The organism is Actinotalea sp. C106 (genome assembly GCF_023630195.1).
In the GTDB taxonomy this organism is placed as follows: domain Bacteria; phylum Actinomycetota; class Actinomycetes; order Actinomycetales; family Cellulomonadaceae; genus Actinotalea.
In genome coordinates this window covers 1-3,817 of record NZ_JALPKN010000289.1, presented here as the reverse complement: position 1 = coordinate 3,817, position 3,817 = coordinate 1, and the positions used below count along the sequence as shown (strand labels likewise).

Sequence of the window (3,817 nt, the reverse complement as noted above, 5' to 3'; positions counted from 1 at the left end):
CGGCGCGACCGGGGCCGCCGTCGACTCCGCCGCCCTGCTCGGTGCCCTCGTCGCCGCGGCGCTGGTCTTCCTGCTCAGCGGCCGCGGCGTGACGGGCACCCGGTTCGTCGTCATCGGGGTGGCCGTCGCCTTCCTCGCCAACGGGTTCCTGGGCTACGCCCTGACGCGCGCGAGCCTGACCGGGGCCCGCAGCGCCTTCTTCTGGCTCGTGGGCAGCGTGGGGTCCGCGCCGTGGGGCGACGTCCTGCGCGTCGGCGCCACGCTGACCGTCGTGGCCCTCGTGCTGCTCCTCGCCCGCCGGCGGCTCTCCGCCCTGTCCCTCGACGACGACACCGCGCGAGCCCTGGGTGCGCACCCCGTCACGACCAGGGTCGTGGCCATCCTGCTCTCGAGCGTCCTCGCCGCGGTCGCGGTCGCGGTCGCCGGCCCGATCGCCTTCGTGGCATTCGTCTCGGGGCCGATCGCCCGCCTGCTGCGTGGCAGCGGACCAGCCCTGGTGACAGCCACCCTCGTCGGTGCGACCGTCGTGGTGGCGGCGGACCTCGTCGGCCAGCACCTCGTGCCAGGAACCCTCCAGCCCCCCGTCGGTCTGATCACCGGTGCGTTGGGCGCCCCCTTCCTCATCTGGCTGCTCGTCCGTGGCGAGCGACGCAAGGAGTCCCCCGCATGAGCCCCGCCATCCCGTCCGCCCAGCCAGGCCCGGTGCTCGAGGCCCACGGGCTGAGCCTGGGCTACGGGCGCGCACCCATCGTCCACGAGGTGGACCTGCGGGTGCGGCCCGGGGCGCTGACCGTGCTGGTGGGCGCCAACGCGAGCGGGAAGTCGACCCTGGTGCGTGGTCTCGCGCGGCTGCTGACCCCGCAGACCGGCTCGGTCACCCTGGACGGGGAGGACCTCAGCCGGCTGCCGAGCCGTCAGGTCGCCCGCACCATCGGCGTGCTGCCGCAGACCCCGGTCGCCCCCGACGGCATCCGCGTCGGCGACCTCGTCGCGCACGGGCGCTACCCGCACCAGTCCTTCTTCCGCGGGCACCGCAGCGACGACGACGACGTGGTCGCCGCCGCCCTCGAGGCCACCGACGCCGGGGCGCTGGTCGACCGTCGTGTCGACGAGCTCAGCGGAGGGCAGCGGCAGCGGGTGTGGATCGCCATGGCCCTGGCCCAGCAGCCCGAGATCCTGCTGCTCGACGAGCCCACGAGCGCCCTCGACGTCGCGCACCAGGTCGAGGTGCTCGAGGTGCTGCGCGGGGAGGTCACGCGCGGCCGGACGGTCGTGCTGGTGATCCACGACCTGACGCTGGCCGCCCGGTACGCCGACGACCTCGTCGTCATGGCCGGTGGACGGGTCCTCGCCCGCGGGGAACCCGTGACCACCCTCACCGAGGAGGTCGTCGAGCGGGCCTTCGGGGTGCGGGCGCGCCTGCTCGAGGACCCGGACACCGGCCGTCCCGTGGTACTCCCCCGGTCCTCTCGTCAGAGCACGGACGTCCGTGGCGCGCGAAGTGCGACTTAGGCTAGCCTCACCTTGGCACGCCGCACCGTCGCGGTCCTCGACCGTGGACCAGCGCCCCGCCTCCGCCGGGCGCAAGCACCCGGGCGTGCCCGAACACCTCACCCCCAGGAGCATCCCGTGACCTCTGCCCGTCGCCGCACGACCGTCGGCGCCCTCGTCCTCGCCTCAGCCCTCGCCCTCGCCGCGTGCTCGGGCTCCGCCGACGAGGCCGAGGAGACCCCCTCGGGCGCGGACGACGGCGCCGAGACCGGCGAGGCCTTCCCCGTCACCATCGACCACGCCTTCGGCGAGACGGTCATCCCCGAGCAGCCCGAGCGCGTCGTCGCGTGGGGCTGGGGGGCGGCCGACGCCTCGATCGCGCTGGGCGTGACTCCCGTGGCGATCCCGTTCCAGGCCTACGGCGGCGACGAGGCGGGCGTCCTGCCCTGGATCCGCGAGGCGGTCGAGGCCGAGGGCGAGGAGATCCCCGTGGTCCTGCCCGACACCGGCGAGGACATCCCGTTCGAGGAGATCCTCGAGGCCGAGCCGGACGTGATCCTGGCGCACTACTCCGGGATCACCGAGGAGCAGTACGCGACCCTGAGCGACATCGCCCCGGTCGTGGCCTACCCGGGCGACCCGTGGTCCACCCCGTGGCGCGAGGTCGTGACCACCGCCGGGACCGCCCTGGGCCTGGAGGCCGAGGCCCAGGAGATCCTCGACGGCATCGACGGCGAGATCGCCACCGCCCGCGAGGAGCACCCCGAGTTCGAGGGTCTGTCCCTCGCCGCCGTGTGGGACACCGCGGGCACCTTCTACGTCTACGCCGACGAGGACCCGCGCGTGGAGTTCATGCTCGACATGGGCTTCGTCAACGCCGAGGCCGTGGACTCCCTCGACACCGACGAGTCCCCCTTCTACTTCACGTTGAGCTACGAGCGCCTGGACGAGCTCGAGAGCGACGTGCTCGTGGTCTACGCCACGACCGAGGAGGAGCTGACGGGCTTCGTCGACGCCCCGCACGCGCAGGTCATGCCCCAGATCGAGCAGGACGCCGTCGCCCCCCTGGTCGGTGCCGAGTTCATCGCCTCGGTCTCCCCGCCCACGGCGCTCTCCCTGCCCTGGGGCCTGGACGAGGTCGTCGAGCAGCTCGCCGCGGCAGCCGCGAACGCCGGCTGACCACGACGCCCTCGGCCCGGCGGTCCTGACCGGTCCTGGCGCTCGGTAGGGTCTCCCTCCGTGACCATGCCCCCCGTGACCCCGGGCCCCGAGGGCCCCGACCGGTCCGCCGCCAGCGCGGTGGTGACCCTCCTCGCCGGTGGTGTCGGCGGGGCGAAGCTCGCCCACGGCTTCGCCCCGCTGACCCCCGACCTCACGGTGGTCGTCAACACCGCCGACGACGTCGAGCTGCACGGGCTGGCGATCAGCCCGGACCTCGACACCGTGATGTACACCCTCGCGGGGATCGCGAACACCCAGGCCGGGTGGGGGCTGGCCGACGAGACCTACGCGACCCTCGAGGCCCTCGGGCGCCTCGGCGAGGACACCTGGTTCACGCTCGGGGACCGCGACCTCGCGACCCACATCGCCCGGACCTCCCGGCTGCGCGCCGGGGCCCGGCTCAGCGACGTCACCCGCGCCCTGAGCACCGCCCTCGGCGTCGTGCCGACGCTGCTGCCGATGACCGACGAGCGGGTGGCCACCCTGGTCGACACGCCGGCCGGACGGCTCGCCTTCCAGGACTACTTCGTCGCCCGTGGCCACCGTGACGAGGTGCTCGGCATCGTGCTCGAGGGCCTCGAGCACGCGCGCCCCGCCCCGGGCGTGGTCCCTGCGCTGAGCGACGCGGACCTCGTCGTGATCGCCCCCTCGAACCCCTTCGTCAGCATCGGGCCGATCCTGGCGGTGCCCGGCATCCGCACGGCCCTGGCCCAGACCCGGGCGCGTCGGATCGGCGTCAGCCCCGTGGTGGGCGGGCAGGCGATCAAGGGACCGGCAGCGGCCATGCTCGCGAGCCTGGGGCACGAGGTCTCCCCGCTCGGCGTGGCGCGGCTCTACACCGACGTGCTCGACGTGCTGTGCATCGACCACGCCGACCGCGCCCTGGCCCCGGCGATCGAGGACCTCGGCCTCGAGGTCCTCGTGACCGACGCCGTCATGCACGACGAGGCCGACCGGCCACGGTTCGCCCGGGAGCTGCTCGTCGCCGCCGACCTCGCATGACCGCCCGAGGCACCGAGGGCACGGCCACCGGAGACGACGCGGCCCCTGGCGCGGCAGGCGACGTGGTCACCGCGCTCGTGCCCCTCCGGGGCGGGCCGGCAGG

Annotated in this window: 4 protein-coding genes; all 4 read left to right on the top strand. The window is 74.5% G+C overall.

Features of this window, described 5'->3' with window-relative positions; genetic code table 11:
- Positions 1-670: iron chelate uptake ABC transporter family permease subunit (locus L0B03_RS15085; protein ID WP_250447268.1), on the top strand; the 670-nt coding region annotated here is incomplete at its 5' end.
- The gene (locus L0B03_RS15080; RefSeq protein ID WP_250447266.1) at positions 667-1,512 is read left to right on the top strand and encodes an ABC transporter ATP-binding protein; all 846 of its coding nucleotides are present in this window, start codon (positions 667-669) and stop codon (positions 1,510-1,512) included. The genes L0B03_RS15085 and L0B03_RS15080, both read left to right, overlap by 4 nt.
- Positions 1,513-1,629: 117 nt before the next feature.
- Positions 1,630-2,670 carry an iron-siderophore ABC transporter substrate-binding protein gene (locus L0B03_RS15075; RefSeq protein ID WP_250447263.1) on the top strand — a complete coding sequence of 347 codons (1,041 nt, stop codon included), beginning with the start codon at positions 1,630-1,632 and terminating at the stop codon, positions 2,668-2,670.
- A 66-nt stretch (positions 2,671-2,736) separates the two neighbouring features.
- Complete coding sequence (gene cofD / locus L0B03_RS15070) at positions 2,737-3,714, top strand: 2-phospho-L-lactate transferase (RefSeq protein WP_250447271.1); 978 nt, start codon at positions 2,737-2,739, stop codon at positions 3,712-3,714.
- The last annotated feature ends 103 nt before the right edge of the window (positions 3,715-3,817 follow it).